Raw genomic sequence first — 24107 nt, 5'->3', positions numbered from 1 at the left:
GAATCATAAAAATTCATTAAAATAATAACGTTAACACTCCAGTGTCCAGGACATTGGCCTTAAATTATTGAAGTTTCTTCTTCAAAATTTACATTCTATAACACCATCCACTTAGTTTTATCCATCAGAGCAAGCTCGCTCGATAAATCAGGTATTTAGATCTCACCATCCTCACGTCTTGCCTAAAGCTTAGGGGATGACGCTCTATTCAGTATCTATGCTAATTCTGGAATTGTTTCTTCTCTTTCTTTTACTACAGGCGGCACCCTAGATTGCTGATTTGAGAAGCGTGATACAGTAGATTGTGCAGGAATGCCAGCCCAATGGGTATTTTGAGGTAAACGCTCACCTTTCATCAATAAAGAAAGACTTCCTAATGTAGAATTCTCCTCCATTAGTGTATTATAAAGAATGATGGAGTCGGCTCCTACGTTACATCCAGAGTTAATTGTTAAATGAGAGACTTTAAATACGCGATCTTCATAAAGATGAGTTTGTATTCTTGCTCCGTCATTAATGCATACATCATCACCAATAGTAATTAAATCAAATTCTGCAAATCCTTCCGTACCCACATAAACTCGTTTGCCTGCTTTAGTTCCAAAGCAACGTTCAACACAAAGCGCAAAAGGAGTCCCTAACACTTTTTCAGTAAAGTGTGGGTTAATAAAATAGCTATACGAATATTCGATTACATCATTTTTCCAAATAAAAGGATCCCACAAAGGCTTAGTCAGGGGCTTTAATTTACCCAACATCATCCACTTCAAACCAATTAAGAGACTAATCAGACTGGCAATAAAAATAACTCGGCTGGAGGTAATACCAGTGCCGTAACCAACCAGGAGTGAGCAATAAGCATGTAATCTATAACATACAATAAATTGAATAAAATAATCAGTGAAAATGCTGTTGGTAAAATAATTCTGATAAACTCAATAAACAAGCGCAGACAATAAAGCTTGAGGGGAGGATTAAATCTCTCTTCCTCTGAAAATCCAACCACTATTTCCCGCCGAGGCAAAAAAACAGCAGGAGAGCCCAACCAGGAAGAATGAGGTTCTTTTGCTTGCTCACCAGGAGGAAGCACAGAAAGACACCCTAACAATGCACCATTACCAATTGATTGACCAGCAGGCAACAAGCTGACATTCCCCACAAACGCTTCCTGTCCAATAGAAACTGGAGCAAAAGAAATAAAACCGTTGTAGACATTAGGCCAAGCTAAAGCTACCGAACTGGCGGTAAAGCCCCCATCCTTAATGGTAAGAAGATCTGGCACAAGATGAGGAGTTTCCCCCATTTCCACATTTTTGCCCAATTTTGCTCCAAGCAACCGCAAAAGGACCGGTAGATACAAAGAGTCTGCCAAAACGTGTATTTCATTCACATCGAAAATTTTCATAAACGTCCAATGGCGGAGATAATACAAACTTTTTAAAGGATAATGTCCTGGCTTTACCTTATGCAAAATAATCTTCTTACACATTAGGGTACAAAGATAATAAGCGCTTAAAAATAAGATACTTCCTAAAGGGATAGCAAAAAATATGGTGGTAAAATAATGCCCCTGATCATAATAATAGCTAATGAATGAAATTGAGGGGATAAGACACAAATAATACACCATGATAGCAAAGACTATGCCTAAATAATGAAGAAGGCCAAAAAGGATATCATTCATCAGAGTTGGCGCTGCAACCTTCACTTTGCGTTGGGTAATATGATCGGCAGGAATCGCACTAGATACTGCTGGTGATCCTGAAAAATAAGACTTTTGCGGGAGTACTCCCCGATCAGGGAGCATCGACATATCATCCAAAACAGCATCACTTTCAATTGTTGTATTGATTCCAATTACCGAACGCGGGCCCACGTAGCAACGATCACCTATAGCGATGGTTCCTATTTTTAACCAACCATCTTCGACTATATAACCATTTAATTTACTATCACTACCTATCGATGTATTCTCTCCTACGCTGAGTAAATCAGGAGTCCCCACGTACATAGATCCTATATAACAATTTTTTCCTATTTTAGCGCCTAATAATCGATAATAGATATTAATTAAAGAGGAGCCCACTAAAAATTTGGGTAGAAACAAATTATGTTGCAATCGTCGTACTAACCACCAACGGAAATAAAACCAACCCCATAAGGGATATTTTCCTGGTTTTACTTGCCCTAATAACAGCCATTTCAAGCCTATGGTTATGAATAAAGAAAGAAAGGGCATCGCTAAAAATAAAGCGAAAAATAGAAGTTCTGACTCTTTTGAAATAATTGAATATTTAGAACTAACCCAACTATAACACAGAATCACTGCTAATAATTGCAAAGTCCCTAAACCATATTGCAAGAAACAACCAAAAACTTGCCCCAATCCACACAAATAATAGTTCCACGCCGGAGCCTTGTACTTTTCATTAATTTTATGTTTTTTATTGGAATTTGAATGATTCGTTACCTCATCCTTAAATTTCTGTTCTAGCTGCCTAATTGTAGGATTTTTGTATAAATCCAAAATTGATATATTTTGTAAAGTAGATATTTTGCGCAAATTAGAGATGACTTTAGCTGCATAAAGCGAATGTCCACCTAAATCATAGAAAAAATCATCATCGATTGAAATATTCGAGCAGTTTAAGGCATCTTCCCATACCAGTGCAATTTCTTTGGCAAGTGGAGAACTAGGTGTATTTTTTAATTTTTCGGTTTTCAGTTGTACCGGTTTTGGCAACGCTTTTTTATTTACTTTGCCACTTGCCAAAACCGGAAAGGTTTCTAAAATTTCGATTATTGATGGAATCATGTAATCAGGGAGACAAGATCTTAAAAAAGCCTTGAGCTTATTGGCATCAAATCGCGAATTTTTATCAAGGATTAAATAAGCAACTAAAGTAGGCTGTTCTATTATTTGCAAAGAGACTACTGCTTGTTTAATTCCAGCATAGCTCATAATGACTGCTTCAATTTCATTTAATTCAATACGAAATCCACGCAACTTGACTTGATCATCTACGCGCCCAGCAAAACGTAACTCACCCTGAACTGTTTTTGAGACCAGATCACCTGTTCGGTACAAGCGTTGTGCTTTATTTTTTGGATTCAACACAAATTTTTCTGCTGTATTCTCAGGTCGGTTGACATAACCACGAGCCAAAGCAACTCCAGCAATGCATAACTCGCCTTCCACGCCAGTCTCTACTTCCTGTAATTGCTCATCCAAAATAAGTACTTCATAGCCAGGTAAAGGTCTGCCTATGGTAATTTCCTTTTCAGGATGACATTCAGCATAAGTAGCAATCACTGTGGCTTCAGTAGGTCCGTAGGTATTAACGATCCGCAACCCATCTCTACTCCAGCGTTTGACCAAACTTGCAGGACAAGTTTCCCCACCTAAGATTAACAGCCGTAAACTTGGTAGTTGTTCTTCTAATGTAGCTAATAAAGTAGGTACCGTTGAAAAAACACTAACCCTATGTTGTTCTAAAAAGGAAATCAAACCCAACCCAGCGCGGATTTCTTTTGTAGTGCATGCAACCAGAGCAGCACCATTGGCAAAAGCCATCCAAAATTCTTCTAAAGAGGCATCAAAAGCCAAAGAAAAACCTTGATACACACGGTCGTTGCTGTCCATATTGTAAAGTTCACTCGCAACTTGGACGTAATGACAAATACTACGTTGGGTAATTTCTACCCCTTTTGGTTTTCCAGTAGAGCCTGAGGTATAAATGATGTAACACAAATCATCAGCACTTCGTTCACCATGGAGATTTAAGCGTGTTGTAGGTTGTTTCGAGATTTCCTCACTAAGCGTATCAAGCGTATAACAAACCGGCCAAACCAAATTTTTATTTGCTACTTGCAGCGATGTTGTTAAAACAGCACCAAATGCCAAATCAGAGAGAATATAGTTAATTCGTTCGTCAGGATAATCCACTTCGATAGGAACATACACTGCCCCTACTTTTAAAATAGCTAAGATGGCAATATAGCAGTCTACAGATCGCTCTAATAGGAGCCCAACAACATTCCCTTGGGTTATTTTTTCTCATACAAAAAATGAGCCAATTGATTTGCACGACATTCTAATTCTTGATAAGAAATAAAAGCATTATCACAAATTAAAGCAATGTTACTCGAATAATGATCAACGGAACGTTCAAAAAAATGATGCAATTGCATAGTGTTATAACCGGATGAAAAACTCAAAAGGGCTGCTCCTATTTATTGCGTCATTTTTTATAGTTCCTTGGTTTTAATGTTTGTTTGAATTGCATGAAGCACACAAAAACATATTCCAATCTCTATAATTTGTATCAATAGTATTAAGACTTACAGAAGTATTAAGACATACAGAAACGCACAGAAGCAAAATTGTTTTTGCGGATTATAATTCTTTGTCACATGACAATCGACCCTATTATAATAATTTTTTAATAATGTTCGATACCGTTCTTGTTAGCGACAGCAAAGAGATTTCATGCCTTTGCTGTCGAATCCACACTATTTAGCAAAAATTTCTTGCAAAAATTGGCTCATGGCTTGCCAAGAACGCTGCGCGGCAACTTCATTATAAATAGTGCCTAGTTGGGTATCATGTGCATTTGGATTAGTAAATGCGTGCTGGACATGTCCATACATATGCATTTGCCAATCCACATTGGCCTCCGTCATCTCGGTGCAAAATGCGTGTACCTGTTCAGGCTGGACCATAGGATCATCATAACCATGTAACGCTAAAATCTTCGCTTTAATGGGCTCTGATTTAAGAGTCCCTGGTTTATGTAATAACCCATGAAAACTCACCGCGCCCTTAAGATCCGCTCCAGAACGTGCCAATTCAAGCGCGCATAACCCCCCAAAACAAAAACCTATTATTGCCACTTGTTTACTATCCACTTTAGGGACACAACAAACAGCAGCTAAACCGGCCTTGATTCGCTGACGCAACAAAGATTGTTGTGACATTAAAGGACTCATTAAGGCTTGTTTTTCTTCTACAGTAGTGCCAAGTTTTCCTTGACCATACATATCTACTGCAAAACCAATATAGCCCATCTCTGCCAGCATTTTTGCTTTATCGCAGGCGAATTCGTTACGACCAGACCAATCGTGGACAACTAATACTGCAGGCCGAGTCCCAACAATAGATCGATCATATGCTAAAAATCCCAGAAGTTCCTGTTCCCCATCGCGATAAATATGATTTGAAGTATGCATATCCAGCTCCACTGAAGTAAGACGAAATAAATAAAACTAAATAGTAGATCGTAAGTTCATCATAAGAATAGCTATTCTGTTAAAAATCCGATAGCTATTAATGCAGAATAAATTTAACGTATTTTTAGTTTAAAGAGAGTGTAGTTTATATGAAACGCCGTTCTGAGATAAAGCATGAATATTTGTTTCAGGATTATAAGCTACTTCCCATTTTCGACTACAATTAAAATAAAATCTAACGGGGAATTAATCATGATCACTTCATCATTAACCCATGTACGAGATTTATTACATGCCCAATTGTGTTATCAAGCGTTTATTACACCTATTTTTCTTCCTTTGGAAAAACCTTATAGAGATTTTGCCAAACGCGCGTGTGAGTTTATTGAGGGGAAACGTACGGAAGTTATTCATCAAGAGTTTCCACGCCATTATGTATTACATCGCTTTGAGCCTCAAAGAGAGACAAACAACAGAAAAGTATTGATTGCTCATGGATGGATATCACGCGCAGCTTACATGGCTCGCTTAATCGACTCGTTATATCAACAAGGATATGAAGTATACGCTCTTGATTTTCCTGCGCATGGGGAGGCTAAAGGCTTGCAGTTGCCATGGACAGATGCCGTAGCCATTTTGAGAGATACGATTAATCAATATGGGCCGTTTTATGCTGTTATAGGACATTCGTTCGGTGGTTCCATGTTACTTAACACCTTGAATGTGTCAGGCCAACTTCCCGATTGGCAATTAAAATACAAACCCGAATGTGCCATTTTAATTGCATCACCAACGCAAATGCGAAGTCCTGTAAACCGCATCGCCAAAAAATTTAAGCTGAGTGGACATGGATATCTTCAACTAAGACAAGTTATGCGTCAACAGGCACAATTTGATCTAAAGCTGATACGATTAAACCATTTTATTTCGCAAAAGCCTCATATTCCTTTTTTGTGTATCCATGGGGAACTCGATAAAACGATCAGCATCAAAGAGTCTATAGAGTTCTGTGAGAAGTATCCTGATGCCAAACTATGCTTACTTCCAGAGGCTAATCATATCAGTGTATTAGTGGATAAGCGCGTGGAACAACTCGTTTGTGATTTTTTAGAAAGACCTCTGTGCCATTGACTTAAGAACGTACCCTTAATCGACATATCGCGGCTTGTCTGCGGGATAATAGTGACGAGGGATTTCTCGATCCCGCGTGCGAACCGCGGGACAAAGGAATAAGGGTCGATTCATTATGCCAACACCAGTGTAACTGAGCGCTTACGAATTACTGAAACGCTAATTTTCCATATACTGCTTCAGTTTTTTCATAGCATTCTTTTCTAATTGTCGAACACGTTCAGCAGATACACCGTATTTTTTAGCTAAATCATGTAAAGTCAATTTGTCTTCTGACAACCAACGTTGCTGCAAAATATCCTGACTGCGCTCATCTAATTGTTCCAATGCAAACATCAACTTTTCGCGCCCCAGATCACTGACGCTATCATTTTCCAATAATACAGAAGGATCCTCATTTGCATTAAATAAATAACGTTCAGGAGCTGTATAAAAATCATCATGATCATCTGCATCTGGAGCATCGTAAGGGGTGTCCATTGCATTCAAGCGTTGCTCCATAACAAGCACATCTTCACGACTTACGCCTAGATCATTCGCTACAGCAGTCACCTCTTCATGGCTCATCCAGCCTAAGCGGTTTTTCATTTGGCGAAGATTAAAAAATAGCTTACGCTGTGCTTTAGTTGTAGCGATTTTAACAATACGCCAATTGCGTAAAACAAACTCATGGATTTCTGCTTTAATCCAATGCACTGCAAAAGAAACGAGGCGTACACCCATCTTAGGGTCGAAACGTTTTACCGCCTTCATCAGGCCAACATTACCTTCTTGAATGAGATCATTCAAAGGTAGACCATATCCTAAATAACCACGAGCGACCCGCACAACATAACGCAAGTGAGCAAGCACTAAGCGTCTTGCGGCCTCTAAATCCCCTTCAGAATGAAAACGCTCAGCACAAGCAATTTCTTCCTCTAAAGAGAGCATAGGAATTTGATTGACCCTGTGAATATACGCATCAATACTGCCCACAGGTAAATTTATTCCGGTAAGTTGCAAATATTGGCTCATGCTTCTTCCTCTAAAATTTCGCTGTAAAACAAGTTTATAAAAGAACTCATATTTGAGGTTCTATGGAGGCCAACTGTCGCTTCACTGACAATCTTGCCCCCATCCACCCTAGTATAATTGCAAATAAAACAAGTAGCAAGATCTGACGCATTGACAGTCCTGCTAGCGGATAGTGCATTTGATAAACGACTGCCAATTGATTAAGAGCAGCACCTAAACTGAAGATAAAAATATTAACTAAAAAAATGGCAAAAATAGCGCCGATTGCTCCATACCAGATTCCAGAATATAAAAAAGGTCTCAGGATGAAAGGATCCTGGGCACCGATTAGCTTTAAAACCTGAATTTCTTCTTGTCGACTATGAATCGCCAAACGTAAGGTGGTACCAACGATCACAATTACAGCCATTGCCAATAAGGCAAGTAATGAATCAGCAAATGTAGCAGCAAAGCTCAAAAGCGCATGTAAACGGCTTATCCACTCCATATCAACTTTTGCATGTTCAACTTGGGTTATCGTTTGCAACTGTCGTGCCAATAAGTCCAAGTTAGCGGGGGAGTTAGCCACCAAATCAGGTATCACATCGATCACTGCAGGTAGAGGATTTTCAGGGAGATAGCGCATAATATCCTGCATCCCTTCTTGTCGTGTCAATTCCGACAACCCTTCTGCGGAAGATTTTAAGGTTACTTGTGCTACTCCTACCGTTTTACGCACTTCCTGGACTACAGTTTGTTGCTCTGCTTCAGATAAACCAGGTTTTAAATAAAGGGAAATATGGCCGCCACGCTGCCAGTTTGCTGTTAGATGAGCTAAGTTATCGGAAATGATCCAAAAAAGAGCAGGTAAAGCTAAGGTAATAGCAATCACAATAGATGTCATCAAGGTCGCTATAGGTCTACGACATAATAAATTTAAACTTTGTATTGCCGCTTGCAGATGATAAGCGAGGATTGTTCTCATTCGCTTTAACATATCCGGCCTCCTTTAAGCATCACAATTTGATGTTTCATGCCGGCAATTAATGCCAAATCATGGGTAGCAATTAAGATACTCACTCCCACTTGATTAAATTGTTCAAAAATCAACATAATTTCTGCTGAAAGTTTAGGATCAAGATTTCCAGTAGGTTCATCAGCTAATAATAATGCCGGCTTATGAACTACAGCACGGGCAATACCCACACGTTGTTGTTCTCCGCCAGATAAGTGAATAGGCAGCATTTTTTCCTTGCTAAGTAGACCCACCATATCTAGGGCTGCGTGTACTCTTTTGACTATCATAGGAGAAGCCATGCCTTGAATTTGCAAAGGCAAAGCTACATTATCAAAAACAGTCCGATCATTGAGTAAATAGGGTGATTGAAAAGTAATCCCTAATTGACTGCGATGAGCAGCTACCTCGCGTTTTTTTAAATGATTCAAACGTATGCCATTCATTGTTAATTGGCCAGAAGTGGGCCTTTCCAATAGAGCGATCAGTTTAAGCAACGTACTTTTTCCTGCTCCTGAATGCCCAGTGAGAAAAATCATCTCCCCTTTATGTAAGGTAAAGTTAACTTGGCTTAAAGCTTCAAAACCACCTGGATAACGTTTACTGACTTGGTCAAATGTGATCATTAAATAATGCACCAACAAATTGCGCAGCATCGAAGGGTTGAAGATCTTCTATTCCCTCACCAATCCCTATATAACGAAAGGGTATCCCTAGTTCATTAGCAATAGCAAACAAAATTCCGCCTTTAGCTGTACCGTCCAACTTGGTCATGGTAATGCCCGTTAATCCAACCGCGTCATTAAATTGCTTTGCCTGAACTAATGCATTTTGCCCTATAGTTGCATCTAATATCAACATTGTTTCATGAGGCGCTTCAGGGCAAAGTTTTTGTAATACCCTTTTTACTTTTTTCAATTCTTCCATTAAATTGCTTTGAGTATGTAATCGTCCTGCCGTATCTGCAATTAATACATCTATTTTTCGCGCTTTAGCGGCCTGCAGCGCATCAAAAATGACTGACGCACTATCAGCCCCTGTATGTTGGGCAATAACAGGAATATCATTTCGCTCCCCCCAAACAAGTAATTGTTCTACCGCGGCAGCTCTAAAGGTATCTCCCGCAGCTAACATCACTTTTTTACCCTGCTGTTGAAATTGTTTTGCTAATTTTCCTATGGTAGTTGTTTTGCCAGCTCCATTCACGCCAACCATTAAAATAACAAAAGGAGAATGATCTTCCGTTTCTAAAGTGAGCAATTGTTTTTTTTGATTTAAAATCGCTTGTAAATGAGATTTAAGTGCGTCATAAACCGCATCACCGTCAGATAATTGCTTGCGTGCTAATCCTTCTGCCAATTGCTTTAATACCATTTGTGTGGTTTCTATACCCAAATCAGCACTGATTAAAAGAGTTTCTAGCTCATCCAGCAAATCTTGGCTGATTTCTTTTTTTCCTAACAATAACCGGCCAATACCATCACCTAACTGATGACGCGTTTTACTTAAACTTTTCCTAAACCGAGCAAAAAATCCTTCTTTTACAGGCTCTTGCTCTTCCTCCACCTCCTTCACAGGGGCTTGCGGTAATAGCTCTTCTTTGTGCTGGGACTCATCAGCTTCTGAAGAGGTAGGAGTGTGACTGCGTTTGAACCATTTAATCATATAGTGTACAAATCCTAAAAAATGTGAAATTCTATCATCTTTTTTACTTTGAGGTTAAGTTGTGCGCAAAATACTCTTTACGCTACTCATGGTACTATCTTGCCAGACCTTTAGCCAAGTTCAAGAGTTTATCTTGAATAATGGATTAAAAATATTGGTCAAAGAAGATCACAGGGCTCCTATTGCCGTATCAATGATTTGGTACAAAGTAGGTTCTGCCGATGAACCCGGTGGAATTACAGGTGTTTCTCATGCTATAGAACATATGATGTTCAAAGGAACAGAAAAATACCCCTTAGGCATCTTTTCCAAGACGATTGCATCAATTGGAGGACAAGCCAACGCCTTTACCAACAATGATTACACTGCTTTTTTTGAAAAAGTAGATGCCTCGAAACTCGCTACTAGCTTTGAGTTAGAAGCAGATCGGATGAATCATTTAACTCTTGATACAAATGAATTTGCTAAAGAAATTAAAGTAATCCAAGAAGAACGACGCATGCGTACTGATGATAATCCGCAAGCCTTAGCCTTTGAGCGCTTTCTTGCAACTGCTCATTTCAGTGCCCCATATCATCATCCTGTTATAGGTTGGATGAGTGATCTAAAACAGATGAATGTTGAAGATGTAAGAGAATGGTACAAAAAATACTATGCTCCTAATAATGCTACTTTAGTTGTGGTGGGTGATGTTAATCCAGAACAAGTTCGTGTTTTAGCTGAAAACTATTTTGGTGCATTGCCTCGAAAAGCTATTCCTGAACGAAAAGTGCAAAAAGAACCTCCTATGCTAGGTAAAAAAAGCGTTCATGTTCAGGCATCAGCGAAATTACCTTTGCTGATGCTTGGCTATTCTGTTCCAAGTACAAGTACAGCGCATAAAGCATATGAACCTTATGCATTAGAAATAATTGCTGGAATATTAGATGCTGGTGAAAGCTCTCGCTTTGCTAAAAACCTAATTCGCGGCAATCATATTGCTGCCGGAGCAGATACCTATTATAACCCTTATACACGATACCAAACGCAATTTATTATCTATGGCACCCCAAGTCAAAATTATAAAGTAAGCGACTTGCAAAAAGCATTCCTTAATGAATTGGATGATCTGAAGAAAAAGCCAGTGAATCAAGAAGAATTGCAACGAATTAAAAATCAGATTATTGCGCAAAAAACGTTTGAAAAAGATTCAATTTTCGGACAAGCCTCAGAAATAGGTCTTTTAGAAACAATCGGTTTAGGTTGGCAGAAAGCAGGGGAATACACCAACGCAATTGAAGCGGTTACTCCAGAACAGATTCAGCAAACTGCACAGCATTATTTTCAAGAAAAAATAAAACAATTGCAATATTAGAACCTCAAAAACACAAGGTAACACCATGAGAATTTTTAGCGCATGCATTATGGCATTAATGATTAGTTTGTCACACACAGTGACAGCTAATACGTTTAAAACAGAGAAGTGGAAAACTAAAAATGGAGTCCAAGTGGTTTTCTACCAGGCGATGGAAGTGCCCATGTTGGATATCAGCTTAGCTTTTGCTGCAGGATCTGCAAATGACGGCCCTCAATATGGATTAGCTGCATTGACGAGCCAGATGATGAATCAAGGAAACGCAGGGAAGGAGGCAACTACCATTGCTGAAACTTTAGCGGATACTGGAGCTCAATATCATGTTGAAATTAATAGAGATATGGCTGTTTTACATCTTAAAACCCTAGTCAGCAAAGATCAGCTTATGCAAGCCAGTACCACTTTTACGCAGATTATCAATCATCCAGACTTTCCTGATGAAGCGTTCAGCAGAGAAAAAAAACAACAGTTACTGGCTATTGAACAACGCCAAGAGTCACCAGAAGAGGTGGCAAATCTTAATTTTTTCAAAACATTATATCAGCAACACCCCTATGCACACTCAGTCAATGGAACCTCTGAAACTGTTAAAGCAATCGATAAAAACCAGCTTATAGAGTTTTATAAGCGCTACTATGTAGGTAGCAATGCTGTTTTAGTCATGGTAGGCGCCATTACAAGTCAAACTGCTCATCAACTTGCAGATCAATTGACGCAAGAACTTCCCAAAGGTCAACCCGCCCCAGCAATCCCCAAAGCACAGCAACTGACTCAGGCTCAAGCAATCAATATCCCATTTCCATCATCACAAACGATCATCAGGCTTGGTCAAATCGGTATTGATCACCACAACCCGAATTATTTTCCTCTCATAGTTGGAAATTATATTTTAGGCGGAGGGCTTTTAGTTTCTCGACTCGCTATTGAAATCCGAGAAAAGCGCGGCTTAACTTACGGAATTGATAGTCAGTTTATACCCATGCCAGGAATAGGACCATTTCTAATTAGCTACTCTACCAAAAATCAACAAACCAAAAACTCCCTGGAGATTATTCAAAAAACTTTAGATAGCTACATCAATGATGGCCCTAGCAGTGAAGAAATGGAAGCAGCCAAACAATACCTCACAGGGAGTTTTCCACTTTCTTTATCCGGGAACAGGAGTATCGCCACTATTTTATTACGCATGGCGTTTTACCATTTACCGGATGATTTTCTGGATAATTACACAGCTCGTATTAATTCAGTCACCAGCGAGCAAGTAAAGGAAGCCTTTAAAAAGCAAGTTCATCCTGATAAATTTTTACTCATCACCGTAGGGCAATCATGAAACAGAGCGTGCGCATTATTGGTGGAATTTATCGAGGGAAAAAGCTGTGCTTTCCAGATGAAGAAGGATTACGCCCTACCCCGGATAGAGTGCGTGAAACATTATTTAACTGGCTAATGCACGATATTAGAGAAGCGCGCTGCCTGGATGCTTTTGCAGGCAGCGGAGCCCTGGGCTTGGAAGCATTTTCAAGAGGTGCGGGACATGTTGTTTTTCTAGAGCAATCCCCCAAGGCATTTACAAATCTACAAAAAGTCATTGATGCATTTAACAGCCCCAAGCTCAAATTATTAAGAGCGGACGCACTGTCCTACCTGAAACAAAGCCAAGAAGAATTTGACCTTATTTTTCTTGACCCACCCTTTGCGAAAGACTACCTGCCACAGTGTATTGCAGACATCACTCATAGCCAGATTATCAAAACAGGGGGGCTTGTGTATTTAGAATCAGCGGCTGCGATTCATCTTGATGAACGTTACTGGCGACAAGTTAAGCTAAAACAAGCAGGACAAGTAGCTTACGGATTATTTGAAAAGCTATAAATTTTTATTGTTCATTACCTAATAATTCTAAGCTTAGTCACGTGTCATGAAAACTGCTTATTTTATGGGTTTTGAGATAGTTTCTATTTAAATTCATATAATTCACCCTCGATAGGCTTGACAAGGAGGCTAGCTCCTGTTTCAATCAAACGAAGATTTCTAAACAATTAAAGAATTGAATGAACAATAAGCTTCTCATGCTGTTTATTGCCTCTGTCTTGCTTGTAGGATGCAAGACAACTGGTACGCTTTTTAAAAAGCCACCTGTCAATAATCCTAGTGATGATGCCACAATTAAGTTAGCGGAAGCTGCCGTATCTGTAAGTGATTCCATGCACGAAATGGCACGTGTTGAAAAGGTGATCATACCGCCTCATAAAGACAATACTCTGACCATACCTAATGCCTATAACCTACAGGCTAGAGCTAGCGTAGACTGGTCAGGTCCAATAGAGGAGCTTACGGCTCGTATTTCCAAATCGGCTCATTACAGATTTCGTGTACTAGGAAAAGCACCATCTATTCCTGTTTTAATTAGTATAAATATAAAAGATCAAAGTTTAGCTGAAATTTTGCGTGATATTGATTACCAAGCTGGTAAAAAAGCAGATATTCACGTTTACCCTAACAGTCAAGTAGTTGAATTACGCTATGGCAAAATTTATTCGTAGTATCACAGTTGTATTATCCGCATTGCTGCTGGCATGCACCTCTTCAAAATACATGGGTGATACTGGCTCATTGGCTGGTATACAAGCCATGGCTAATGTCAATAAAAACCAGAGAAATAAGAAGCTCAAAGGTAAATTTCGCCAAATGGCTATTAAAGAAACTGCATTAAGCCTTGGAGCACAAGGAGGCTTAGCATGGAGAGCGAAAGTTATTGATGAACACCTTATTAGACAATCTCGAAGACTGGACGCTATTTACGATTTTAATTCACTAACATTAGAACATAACATTTTACCTCCAGTCTTATTGGAAGGAAGAAATACGCTTAATCTTGCCGATACTCAGACCATCCGTATTTCTGATCGTACTTATAAAGTTGCAAAGCAAGCCCATTTTGTAACTACCCCCCCTACTTGGCGCCAATATTTATGGTTGGACTATGTAAAACCAGAATATCCCAACTATACTTTACTTCCCAAAACAAAAGTCGAAAAGAAAATATGGTGCATTTATGCTGCTAAGGGTTGGAGACAAGGGGTGGATCAGGCCAATACTATCCTTGAGGAAAACATAGCACGAATTAAAGAAGATTTTGGCGGGATGATTTTATATAGGAAATTATTAGCAATGAATATGGTCTCTCCTCCATATGTTTCTCATACGGATTTAGGAGTAACAGGTGATGCATCAGAAATTCATATTGATGATAGAGTATTAAGAATAACTGCATTACCCGCACTTAATGTAAATAGTGAACAATGGCGAGCAGCTGTTTCTAAAGACGAAAATGCTCTAGAACACTTCAAAAACATGGAAAAATTAGCAAATCGGTCTAAAATTATAATAACAGATAAGTCGTGGCAACCTATGATTGCCCCAGTAAATGACAAAAATAACATTCACTAATGAAAACATATGAGTAACAATATTCATTTAATGCCTGATGAGCCTACTCGTTTCACTCCATTATTTATGGATAGAATGTTGGAGCATACTGAACGATTGAATGCTTCGGACATTACGATTCAAACGGGTGAACCCATTTATGCGGAGGTTTATGGTAAATTACTCCGCATTACTAATCGACGTTTATCAAACACAGAACTTGGCGATTTAATTAATGCCATTTATGGACCCAATGCGACGACTCAGCTTCTTTCAGGTAAGGATATAGATACACACTATGAATTCCGCCCTAATCGAGGTGTTAGATATCGTTATAGGGTGAATGGGACTGCCTGTTTGGTAGAAGGACATGATGCAATCCAAATCACTTTAAGAACCATTCCAACTACGCCCCCAAGATTAGAATCGATGCATCTGCCAGAAAATGTTCTTCAAGCAATTGCGCCTCAAGAAGGAATTGTATTTATCACCGGAGCGACAGGTTCAGGTAAATCAACATTATTAGCCTCAATTATTCGACAGCTAATCGAGTTTGAAGACTCTCATCGTAAAGTATTGACCTATGAGTCTCCTATTGAATTCGTCTATGATGAAATCGAAACAATATCCTCCGTAGTGAGTCAATCCGAAATTCCAAGACACTTACCCAGTTTTGCGGATGGTGTACGCAATGCATTGCGTAGAAAGCCTCGCTTAATCATGGTAGGAGAGTGTCGGGATGCAGAAACGATCAGCGCCGCCTTAGAAGCAGCGCTTACTGGACATCCTGTGTATACAACTTTACATACTTCAGGAGTCGCAGAAACCATGCGTCGACTCGTCACCTCATTCTCTGGTGAAGAGCGTCTTGGTAGAACAATCGATATCTTAGAAACAATAAGATTATGTATATGGCAAAAATTAGTGCCTACTGTGGATGACAAGAGAGTTGCCTTACGAGAATATTTAGTATTTGATGAAGAAGTGCGCGATATTTTGCTTGAAGGGGATCCGAATGATGTCACATCTGCCACGCGTAAACTAGTTCGTCAAAAAGGCCAGCTGATGACTTGGGATGCAAAAGCTAAATTCGAACAAGGTATTATTAGTGAACGCGTATATAAATTAATTATTGCTGGTGCAAAAGAATACCAACAATAACTCCTTCATTAACGACCGCGTCTAATACTAACTACCTAAACACATAATGCGACCAACTTAAGAAAAACAGATTCCTATTGTTCTGCTGCCAGACTTACGGCTTTCTAGACTACACGTACTTAAACTCATCCCCTACTTTTATTCAAGTGTTGCTAAGTTGACTATAATTATTAGAGAGTGATGTTTTGTATATGGAATGATATGAGCGAGCCTATAATACTTTTAGATACCTCGTTAAGGGATGGAGGACATAGAACCAATTTTAATTTCACAGACACCGAATTAAAAGAAATTCTTCAACCACTTGATGACTCTGGCATCGAATACATTGAAATTGGCTATCGTAACGGCTCTTTAGTACCTATGGATATAGGTAGAGCGGGATGGTGTGCCAAAGAATATTTATTTCTTTGTAAGTCATTAATTAAACGAGCAAAAATAGCCGTAATGATTTATCCCAATAATGTAACCCAAAATGACTTAATTGAATTAAAAGAATGCGGTATTGATTTATTAAGGATTTGTATTCCAAAGGGTGAACTTGAATCCGCTCTGCCTAAAATAAAAATGGCTAGAAACGCAAATATGAATGTTGCAATTAATTTAACCCATAGCTCTTGCTATGAAGAAATTGAGCTTGATGAAGTAATGCAACAAATCAATCATTACAATCCAGATATCATTTATTTCGCTGATTCTAATGGCAGTTTATTGCCACAACAGGTTAAATCACTTTATGCAAGATACCTGAACATCTACCCAACTATCTCTTTCGGATTTCATGCTCATGATAATCTTGGTTTAGCTCAAGCCAATGCATTAGCAGCTCTAAGTGCCGGAGTACGTTTTATTGATGTGACACTTGCAGGAATGGGAAGAGGCATAGGAAATTTAAAAACAGAGTTTTTTGTAGCCTATTTACATTCAATTCAACTAAAAAAATACAATTTAGAAAATATATTAAAAGCAGCAAATTTTGTGCGTCATTCATTAAGAATTGGTCAAGAGCCTATTGAGATGAGTGAATTTTTGCGTGGAATCTCTAATCCATATTAGTTGCACAAATTAACGCCATCATTTTATATGAGATTAATTCTAGAATTATGGAGATTTCCTACGCATAGAAGGTTCTTCGGACATTGCACTTTCTAAATGATGCTTAAATTTACTACCCGGTTTATCTATGTAGCCTTGAGCTAATGCTTTTAAATCCGAATTTCCTGGATTTTTTGTGATAGCTTTTGCCAGTTCTTGAACTTTTTTACTTTTCATATCATCGCTAAAATCTTTATACCGCTCCTTGACCTCGTCTTTGTTCACTTTATCAAAGCCGCCTTTGCGATTTGCTTCTTGGCAAAGAAGTATTCCTTGAATGTTGGATCGAGCATTAGCAATCGAGCAGTTGTCGTACTTTTGTGGACTTTGTTGTATGTGAGAAACAGGTTCTTTACCTTTAGTGACCCGCTGAATATTACTCATTATGTCATCATGTGAGTGTCCTTTAAAGTGGCCATTCATCATCTTGTTGATAAACTCGGGGGTAATATCGCGCTTATCTACCTCATAGATTTGGGTTCCAAATTTACCTGATTTCTCAGCACCTTCTCCCCGGTTGGTAAACACTAAATACGTTTTATTCGGATCATGTGCCACTGGCGCAAAAGACAACCCCATAGCATGGCCTTTACAGCTTACAGGAACTGTTGTTACTTCTCCTGCTTGAATTCGTTTAGAGAGTTCCTTTCCCGCCTCAGGCGTTCCGGTAGGATTGCTACCTTGAAATTTAGATACATTATTTGTAAAGTTAAATGCATTCGCAATTTGTGTAAAGTCATCTTTAACCGGTTGGTTGGCACAAGATTTACTGTAGTCATTGACTGATTCTGTCATCAAACTATATGCAGGGCCTATGTGTGCCCGTTGAGATGGAGTACCATCTTTACTCGTCATTTCTATACCTAAGACTAAACCATACTCCTTGACTAGATGCAACTTTTTGGGATCTGAGGGCGTATAAGAAGAGGGAGCACTGATAGTGTGATTAGCCAGTGCTTCTCGTCCACGTTCACTGTCTATCGCAATATCAAATTCTGCTGTGGCTTGTTCATCATAGCGAGCGCCAGAATTAAGCAAGGTATTTGCCAGGCCAAATTGTTGATCTTGCAATGCCTTCACTAATGCGGTCTGACCGCGGGCATTTTTTGCAAGATTCAATGCGGTAGGAAGATCTTGATAGCCACAGTCCTGAGCAATACTTTTTAACGAAGTTTGTAATTGATCAGATTGCTGCTGTAATAGCAAGTCATTCTTTCTTTGCAAAAATGCAAATAATTCGAGCATAAATCGTTCTTGCTCTACTTTTGCATTTTGCTCTTTAAGCTTGTCATTAACAATATCAGTATGACTTGTTATCGTGCTATTTGGGGCGGATAATTCTGGCATAATATTTAAAGTTCCTCATATCTTATTTTGAAATCGGTGGTGGTGAACCGCCGCCGCCACCGCCTGGTGCGCCTGCATGTTGTGTCGATTCCACTGAGCCAGAAGATGGTCCAGGATTTTGGGCACCGGTGCTACTACCACCACTACTTCCGGCCTCTCCACCATCTTGTATACCTTCCCCACTCGTACCGCCACCGCCCCCAACGGCTTTACCCAGGGCTCCTTTAACTTTACCAACAGCCTTCATACCAATACCACCCATGGTCTTTTCCATAGAGCCTTGCGCTGATTGCGTCTCCTTACCCGCCTCTTGCACTTTACCCTTTACTTCCTCACCCCATTGTGCACTTTCTTGACCAATACTTTCAGGAGTACCTCCTATCCAACGCAAGACCTTATCTGGTAAATAAGTAATCAATGTAAATGACTTTTGAACGATCGTTAAATACAGTGACGTATAGATAAGTATGGAGAAGAAATAAGCATAAACACCACTCCAATCCGAATAATCACCTCCCCCGCCAACCGCTTTCCACACAGTACTTTGAGCATCAAGCGTATTTAGGGATTGTTTTTGCAACACTTGCACAAATCCAATCGCCTGATCGAACCCCGCATTCAAAATCCAAACACCTACATAAGTCAATGCGATGGCCGCAATATATCCAATAATCATCATCGCAGGTCTTAAAAATATATTGAGCAAGAGCATAATAGCGGCCTCGCCTTTACCAAAGGCATCATGTCCCTCAGGATGGGTAACCCCCAAAGCAACAATCGGCGCTGCAACCATCGCTTCAATCACAACTATCAACCAACCTAGTCCGCCAAACACAAATATCACATAGGGTAATACAGGAACATAATAGGCCGTGATAAAACCGATACTCACCATGATTCCTACCCAAGCAATGACCAGCGGCATGGCAAGAGTCAAGAGTGCGAATATAAATACACCAAATATAGGAATTAAAGCACTGCTAACTGCCAAACCCAACAAATACATCCATAAATTACCAGCAAAATTGATGTATTGGCTACCCATGTTAGCCAAAGCGATTACTGGGTTAATTCCTGGCTGGGCAATAATGTCAAGGCCTGCCTTAAAAATTTCTGCCAATCCTTTGAGTGGAGTCTCTAAGAAGGCTGCGATGACAACTCCAATAATCCCCCCGAACAAGTCAATGAAGAGGTTATATATAGTTACTATAATCAGATTATAAACAACCTCGCCTATGATTCGTCCAATACAGATTGTGTAAAATGGTTTTACACCACCGCAAGAAAATGATTGTCGTTGCAATTTGTAGGGTTGAGGATTTATATTAAAATTAGGGATTTGAGCAAAAGTGACTTGTCCCGCCCCTGGCTGACCAGGCGTTTGCATCTTCAATGAATTATTCAAAAATCCAAATATGGTTGATGAAGCATCCCCGCTCACTAACGGCAAGTTTTGTGAAGGAGTAGGTACCCCAGTTTTAGAAGTATCTGTAGTTATCAGAGATTCTAAATGAGTTACAGCCGTCGCATTTTGATTAAACCAAACACACAAAGTAGAAAAATCTTTACCTGAGCTTCCACCTCCTTGAGTACAGGTAGATGCGCCGGACTCTGGGTCAGTCACTTTAAATGGACTCGTTACCCAAGTAGAATTAAAGGCACTGTTATTCAAACCTGTATTGGAATCAACTTGGCCTGCATTAGCTGTTGAAGAACCTTGAATGGTTATCAGGTTAAAAAAGTAAGCACCAGCCATGAGCCATCCCTGACTTGTTGCCTTAGAGATGAAGGCAGTAGCAGCTTGTTCATCACTACTGGAGTTAATCATACGCGCCAAATTAATGGTGGGCATCATAATCCCATTATAATCATTAATCGCGTTCATTAACTCTAACCCTGTAAATAAAGTGCCGCCTGAAGTGCTTGGCAAAGGTCCCCAAGAAACGCATTTGTCTTGCTGGGAGGAACACGCATTCCCATTTTCTGTATAAGGTATGCCAAATTGCTGACTGGCCCAATCGGTAGCGGTCTTATTATTGCTGTTGTTATTGCTTGTAGACATTAGTGGATCATTACTAATGATTGACCGAGCGGTGCCAGACAAATCAGAGTACATTTGCTGAATAGCAATAGCACGAGACATTAATGTTAAGGTAACCTCTGAAGGAGATAGAGTCGTTTTGTTTATCGTAGTATTATTTGTATTATTTGAATTATTTGTCGGAGTTGAAGAGGCATTAGGATTGATTCCATTCAAATTGTAACTTGACAAACTACTGAAAGCCGGGTTTTTAGTAATACTTTCCCAACTGATACTACCGCAGATCCCATTCAAGAAAAAATAAGGGGAATTGGTGTCAAAATTAGGCATGTCAACAGTCCATGATTGACTTGCCGGATTTGGATTTTCAGTTTGCACTGTTACTGCATTGACTGTACTTAAAAAGTCAGGAACCGTCGTCTTACAAAACGTATCCATAGCAGAGCCTGAAGTAGCACTATTGCAAGGCCCAGTATTTTTTGATTGCTGATCGAGATAGGTTTGTCTCGTATTTTGGAGTTGAGTTTGTAAACCTAACATGCATACTTGTCCTGCAAGTATGGTTTCTGCACCCGTAGCAATACCATTAATTCCCGAGCCAGGATTTGACGTGAATTGTGAGGCAGGATTTATCTGCTGTGCTTGAATAATCACACCACCACGATTTAAATAACTGAGTGCGGCATCCCAAACTTTGTCTGCGGCTCCTATTCCTTGTACTACAACCCACATCACAAAAATCTGCATCATGCAATAACCGGATGCTTTGGGAATCAATAATGCCAAACCGATTGTAGAACGAATTGGAATCCAAATGGAGGACCACTTTTGGCCAAGCATTTGACCTTCATGAGCAGTGTTCATGGTGGCAACTATGAGCGTATATAAAATTACAATCCCGCCAAGCGCCAGAACCGCCGCATTGAATACGCCAAACATAGCGCCCATAATCTGGCTTCCGGTACCGCTTAAAACCCCATCAACAACACCGAATAAATTGCCCAGAAATACGACTGAATAATCACTGGCAGGAGGTGCAAAACTCAAAGAACCATCTGCTAAAACCAAACCAGGAACTAAAAAGAGAAGCAGAGACACTGCCAATTTAATCATTTCTTCTCCCCCAATAAACCTCTTCTATACCATTCATTAAAAGTACATCCAAGCTTTCGATTTTTAATTTGAAAGTACCAAAAATGATAGCGGAAGGCTAAAACCAATGCGATTAAAGTAACTACAAGACTCACGACAAAAGCCTTTATAGACCCCGAATAAAGCTGATAACCAGCATAACCCAAAATTAAAACTGCGAGAAACATCATAAACATACTTAGGCGAAATAATGCTTTTTGTTTGGACAGCAAAATTTCATCACTGAGCCCAAATTTCATTGTAGCATCAGTAAATGACTCTTCCGTTTCAATATTTTGATGAGGTACAAACAAGTGTTTAATCCCATTCCCCAAAGATACAGTAATTGCTTTTATTCGCTCCCAATCAAACCAAATGCGAATTTTAAATATTTGTGAGAATAAAGTTCCAATGCGTGAACGATGGTGTTTTTTCATATTTTTTACTTCTTTCTTTTACCCTTCATAATATACTATAGTAGTAAGTATAGAGTTCGTCCATTCCATATTTACAGTAAAGAAAGAGTAAAAAATGCCTGATTTAAGCCATGAAGCCTCAGCCAAGTACTGGTTTGAATATATTGATCCTATGATCTATAAAGTTATCACGTTTATGGAGAGCGTTGAAGACTGGACTCTGGATGGAAATCCAGAGTTTGAGAAAGCTATGGAGCAATTAGGCAAAGAACTTGATGACATAGAAAAAATCGATATGGGCCTCTTAGCAGAAGAAGAAAAATTTATCCGCATTGTGGGAAATATCAAATCCGGCAGGGGACTTCGTTTACTCCAAGCAATTGATACAGTTCACCCCGGTAGTGCTTCGCGTATTTTAATACATGCGGAAGAGACTAGCACTGGAAGCAATGATCCCGCGGGAGTTTTTCTTAAAAGAAACATTGTGTTTGAACGCTTAAGGTTGTTGTCGCGAGTTTTTTGTCAGTATCGTCTAAAACTTGTTTTACGTGCACTCGAAGGGGAAGAATAAATGAAATTACCATCTAAATTTGCATTGTTTAATCTGCTTTGCCTTACGACTTTTCCTGCCGCAGCAGATAATGCAACGGGCTTGTATAATTCGCAACAAATGTCCAGCAGCATGCAAGAAGTAGTTCAATATTTGCAAAATTGGGGGCAATACATAGGTTATGATATAACCCAGTCTCCGACCAACACAATTCAAAACTTTAGCCTTAGCCAAACCCTTCTTAACTTAACATCAACACAACTCGCACAAGTTTCTCTATTTTATACCTACTTAGGGTCAATTCCGTTTAATAGTTTTAACAGCAGCTCTTTAGGACAATTTGTACCTACTGATGCTGCAATTGCGGGAACGATAAATCCTTATGCTAATGCTACTTTCCAAGATTATTCGAGCCAATCTACAACTGGGATAGGTGTCAATCAACTCATTGATCAAACCGGTCAAGCATCAACGCAAGGAACTGCAAACAGTTCAAGTCAAATCTCCGATCCAGTATCTCAATCCGTATTAAACATTTTGGGCACACCCGATTACAGCTATTGTATGAGTTATGATGGAAGTACATGGGATCAAAACTGCAATTACCTTACTGAGACACTTGTTTCTAACAATGTCATAGGAACTATTCCTGATTCAACTACCTTTTTTTCTTACAATTACATTCAGCAATTTTTAGGACAACTTAACAGCAACTCATTAACAGCTCCTTTAATGTATACAACTCAAAGCGAAGAAACATCAGGAGGACAACAACAGCAAGGTGCAACACAAGGATTAACTGCAGATAACCAGGCACAACAAGCAGCCAATTTTATTCGCTATGTTTCTGGCAGTGTTGCTCCAATAAAATTACCTAACTGGAAAGATTATGATAATCTGTATGGTCAGGCCATAGCTACTTCTACTAACAGTACAGTTACACCTAACCAACAACATCAGGCTCAGGATACCCTATCTCGATATCTTGCAAGTTTACGTACTTATGCTGCTCAAAATTCCGTAGGAATCAGTAACTTGTATTACATTTTATCCAAAAGGTTACCCCAAACTCCAAAACAACCGCTTGCTAACTATGTTCAAATTCCTAGCTCTCCACCAACCAGCCAAGCTTTGAATGAATTTAATATGGCAACATGGAGAATTTTTAATCCTGCGAATGTGACTCAATCAGGCCAAACTGGTCAACCAGGTAATACTCAATGGATTAGTCAGATTAACAATGCGTCTTCTGTTACTGTAGAAAAAGAAATCGCCATTTTACTTGCTGAGATTAATTATCAAATGTACTTAGATCGCCAAGTCCACGAACGTCTGTTGCTAACCAACACTATCCTATTAATGCAAAGCCTTCGCTCAACTGCACCTTCTGCTGATTTTACACAACAGCAACAACAATAAATATTCGTAACTCTTTCCTGGGTAAATACTTTTTTGCCCAGGACATTTCACTCGTATTAATTTAACCTCAATAAAATTAATACGTTCTTAGCCAAAACATCAATAACCTCCCCACTTTGAATCTCATTAGC

General features: G+C 39.3%; 20 protein-coding genes and 1 pseudogene. 10 read left to right on the top strand and 11 right to left on the bottom strand.

Features of this window, described 5'->3' with window-relative positions:
- Window positions 1–215 precede the first annotated feature (215 nt).
- The 4 genes from EL220_RS18465 to EL220_RS01635 form a co-directional block, all read right to left on the bottom strand.
- Entirely contained in the window at window positions 216–761 is a 546-nt protein-coding gene (locus EL220_RS18465; protein WP_232002576.1) for a hypothetical protein, read from the bottom strand.
- Between the two features lie 26 nt (window positions 762–787).
- Window positions 788–3991 (bottom strand): non-ribosomal peptide synthetase, encoded by a 3204-nt coding sequence (locus EL220_RS01640; protein WP_232002723.1) that lies wholly within the window; start codon window positions 3989–3991, stop codon window positions 788–790.
- 56 nt (window positions 3992–4047) lie between these two features.
- Entirely contained in the window at window positions 4048–4218 is a 171-nt protein-coding gene (locus tag EL220_RS18460; protein ID WP_232002575.1) for a hypothetical protein, read from the bottom strand.
- A gap of 294 nt (window positions 4219–4512) precedes the next feature.
- A complete protein-coding gene (locus EL220_RS01635) occupies window positions 4513–5229 on the bottom strand; it encodes a dienelactone hydrolase family protein (protein ID WP_027270912.1) in 717 nt (238 codons plus the stop codon).
- Between the two features lie 252 nt (window positions 5230–5481).
- Between EL220_RS01635 and EL220_RS01630 the strand changes: the two genes are divergently transcribed.
- Entirely contained in the window at window positions 5482–6360 is an 879-nt protein-coding gene (locus EL220_RS01630) for an alpha/beta hydrolase (protein WP_027270911.1), read from the top strand.
- Window positions 6361–6519: 159 nt separating this feature from the next.
- Here the strand turns inward: EL220_RS01630 and rpoH are convergent, their stop codons facing one another.
- Genes rpoH through ftsY form a run of 4 tightly spaced genes read right to left on the bottom strand, consistent with a single transcriptional unit; the run spans window position 6520 to window position 10033 of the window.
- Window positions 6520–7374 (bottom strand): RNA polymerase sigma factor RpoH, encoded by an 855-nt coding sequence (gene rpoH, locus EL220_RS01625; RefSeq protein ID WP_027270910.1) that lies wholly within the window; start codon window positions 7372–7374, stop codon window positions 6520–6522.
- 46 nt (window positions 7375–7420) lie between these two features.
- Window positions 7421–8350, bottom strand: coding sequence for a permease-like cell division protein FtsX (gene ftsX, locus EL220_RS01620; RefSeq protein WP_027270909.1), 930 nt, complete (start codon window positions 8348–8350; stop codon window positions 7421–7423).
- Window positions 8344–8994, bottom strand: a complete 651-nt coding sequence (gene ftsE, locus EL220_RS01615) for a cell division ATP-binding protein FtsE (RefSeq protein WP_027270908.1) — start codon at window positions 8992–8994, stop codon at window positions 8344–8346. Before ftsE ends, ftsX begins: the two co-directional genes overlap by 7 nt.
- Window positions 8981–10033 carry a signal recognition particle-docking protein FtsY gene (ftsY, locus tag EL220_RS01610; RefSeq protein ID WP_027270907.1) on the bottom strand — a complete coding sequence of 351 codons (1053 nt, stop codon included), beginning with the start codon at window positions 10031–10033 and terminating at the stop codon, window positions 8981–8983. The genes ftsE and ftsY overlap by 14 nt, the downstream gene beginning before the upstream one ends.
- Window positions 10034–10121: 88 nt before the next feature.
- Here ftsY and EL220_RS01605 point away from each other — a divergent pair.
- From EL220_RS01605 to EL220_RS01575, 7 genes and pseudogenes are all read left to right on the top strand, one after another.
- A pseudogene (locus tag EL220_RS01605) lies at window positions 10122–11416 on the top strand (M16 family metallopeptidase).
- Window positions 11413–12717, top strand: coding sequence for a M16 family metallopeptidase (locus tag EL220_RS01600; RefSeq protein WP_027270905.1), 1305 nt, complete (start codon window positions 11413–11415; stop codon window positions 12715–12717). Before EL220_RS01605 ends, EL220_RS01600 begins: the two are co-directional and overlap by 4 nt.
- Window positions 12714–13259: a 16S rRNA (guanine(966)-N(2))-methyltransferase RsmD gene (gene rsmD / locus EL220_RS01595; protein WP_027270904.1), complete on the top strand. Its 546-nt coding sequence runs from the start codon at window positions 12714–12716 to the stop codon at window positions 13257–13259. Before EL220_RS01600 ends, rsmD begins: the two co-directional genes overlap by 4 nt.
- 179 nt (window positions 13260–13438) lie before the next feature.
- Window positions 13439–13930, top strand: coding sequence for a type IVB secretion system lipoprotein DotD (gene dotD, locus EL220_RS01590; protein ID WP_027270903.1), 492 nt, complete (start codon window positions 13439–13441; stop codon window positions 13928–13930).
- Entirely contained in the window at window positions 13911–14837 is a 927-nt protein-coding gene (locus EL220_RS01585) for a type IV secretion system DotC family protein (RefSeq protein ID WP_027270902.1), read from the top strand. Before dotD ends, EL220_RS01585 begins: the two co-directional genes overlap by 20 nt.
- Before the next feature lie 9 nt (window positions 14838–14846).
- Complete coding sequence (gene dotB / locus EL220_RS01580) at window positions 14847–15977, top strand: Dot/Icm type IV secretion system ATPase DotB (RefSeq protein ID WP_027270901.1); 1131 nt, start codon at window positions 14847–14849, stop codon at window positions 15975–15977.
- 201 nt (window positions 15978–16178) lie between these two features.
- Complete coding sequence (locus tag EL220_RS01575) at window positions 16179–17033, top strand: beta/alpha barrel domain-containing protein (protein WP_027270900.1); 855 nt, start codon at window positions 16179–16181, stop codon at window positions 17031–17033.
- 45 nt (window positions 17034–17078) lie between these two features.
- On the opposite strand, the gene ankD is transcribed toward EL220_RS01575, so the two are convergent.
- Genes ankD through icmV form a run of 3 tightly spaced genes read right to left on the bottom strand, consistent with a single transcriptional unit; the run spans window position 17079 to window position 22028 of the window.
- The gene (ankD, locus tag EL220_RS01570) at window positions 17079–18419 is read right to left on the bottom strand and encodes a Dot/Icm T4SS effector AnkD/LegA15 (RefSeq protein WP_027270899.1); all 1341 of its coding nucleotides are present in this window, start codon (window positions 18417–18419) and stop codon (window positions 17079–17081) included.
- A gap of 22 nt (window positions 18420–18441) precedes the next feature.
- Window positions 18442–21573 carry a type IVB secretion system protein DotA gene (gene dotA, locus EL220_RS01565; protein ID WP_027270898.1) on the bottom strand — a complete coding sequence of 1044 codons (3132 nt, stop codon included), beginning with the start codon at window positions 21571–21573 and terminating at the stop codon, window positions 18442–18444.
- Window positions 21570–22028 (bottom strand): type IVB secretion system protein IcmV, encoded by a 459-nt coding sequence (gene icmV, locus EL220_RS01560; protein WP_027270897.1) that lies wholly within the window; start codon window positions 22026–22028, stop codon window positions 21570–21572. Before icmV ends, dotA begins: the two co-directional genes overlap by 4 nt.
- 94 nt (window positions 22029–22122) lie before the next feature.
- Between icmV and icmW the strand changes: the two genes are divergently transcribed.
- Both icmW and icmX read left to right on the top strand, forming a co-directional pair.
- Window positions 22123–22578, top strand: a complete 456-nt coding sequence (icmW, locus tag EL220_RS01555; protein WP_027270896.1) for a type IVB secretion system protein IcmW — start codon at window positions 22123–22125, stop codon at window positions 22576–22578.
- Window positions 22579–23976, top strand: a complete 1398-nt coding sequence (gene icmX / locus EL220_RS01550) for a type IVB secretion system protein IcmX (protein WP_027270895.1) — start codon at window positions 22579–22581, stop codon at window positions 23974–23976.
- Window positions 23977–24107 lie beyond the last annotated feature (131 nt).

The organism is Legionella sainthelensi (assembly GCF_900637685.1).
Lineage (GTDB): Bacteria > Pseudomonadota > Gammaproteobacteria > Legionellales > Legionellaceae > Legionella > Legionella sainthelensi.
This window is presented reverse-complemented; position numbering and strand designations above follow the sequence as displayed.